The following is a 1,036-nucleotide window of genomic DNA, read 5'->3' as shown; positions in this document are numbered from 1 at the left end:
TAGACTGAGGTACTTCTATTCCTAACCAATGATATAGTCCATCCCCAGGCTGCAAATGCCTATCCATTCTGGGCACAGGAAACTGCTCCAGCAACTCCTAGAGAAGCTACAGGCAGAATTCTTTGTGCTAACTGTCACCTTGGTGCTAAACCTACTGAAATAGAAGTACCTCAGTCTGTACTACCAGATACAGTATTTAAGGCTGTTGTAAATGTTCCTTATGATACTGAGGTTCAACAAGTCTTGGGTGATGGTAGTAAAGGTGGCTTAAATGTAGGTGCTGTATTGATGTTGCCTGAAGGCTTCAAAATTGCACCTGAAGACAGAATACCTGAAGAATGGGAAGAAGAAATTTCTGGTCTCTACTTCCAACCCTACGCTGAAGACCAAGAAAACGTTATTTTAGTTGGGCCAATGCCTGGAGAAGAATATCAAGAGATTGTTTTCCCGGTTTTATCTCCAGATCCTGCCACTGATAAATCTATCCACTTTGGTAAGTATGCTATTCATGTAGGCGGAAACCGAGGTCGTGGTCAGGTTTATCCTGCTGGTAATAAGAGCAATAATACTGTTTACAACATCTCTGCTAGTGGTAAGATTACTGATATTACTTTTGAAGAATATGTAGGTAATAACATTACTATTGTAACTACTGACGGTGAGACTGTTGTGGATACAGTGCCTCCAGGCCCAGAACTTTTAGTTGCTGTAGGAGATACTGTTGAAGCGGGTCAAGTTATTACAAATGACCCTAATGTCGGTGGTTTTGGTCAAACAGATATTGAAATTGTGCTGCAAGATGCAAATCGAGTTAAATGGTTGATGGCATTTTTTGCTCTGGTCATGCTAGCTCAGATTATGTTAGTTCTGAAGAAGAAACAAGTTGAGAAAGTTCAAGCTGCTGAAATGAATTTTTAGGTAGACTGAGTTATTTCGCTTAATAATTTACTAATAGGGAGTAAAGCATTAGGAGTGAGGGATAGACTTCATTTCTAATGCTTTGCTCCTTTATCCATTAATGAATCACTTTTACCCA

At 39.8% G+C, this 1,036-nt stretch carries 1 pseudogene; it reads left to right on the top strand.

The features are described 5' to 3' along the window. Positions 1-15: 15 nt before the first annotated feature. Positions 16-918 (top strand): annotated as a pseudogene (gene petA / locus F6K13_RS34615) (cytochrome f); the annotation flags it as partial. Positions 919-1,036: the final 118 nt, after the last annotated feature.

Origin of the sequence: Okeania sp. SIO2B9 (genome assembly GCF_010672505.1) — a bacterium.
Classification (GTDB): Bacteria; Cyanobacteriota; Cyanobacteriia; order Cyanobacteriales; family Microcoleaceae; genus Okeania; species Okeania hirsuta.
Note: the sequence above shows the minus strand (reverse complement) of the source record. Positions and strands in the feature narration are given on the sequence as shown.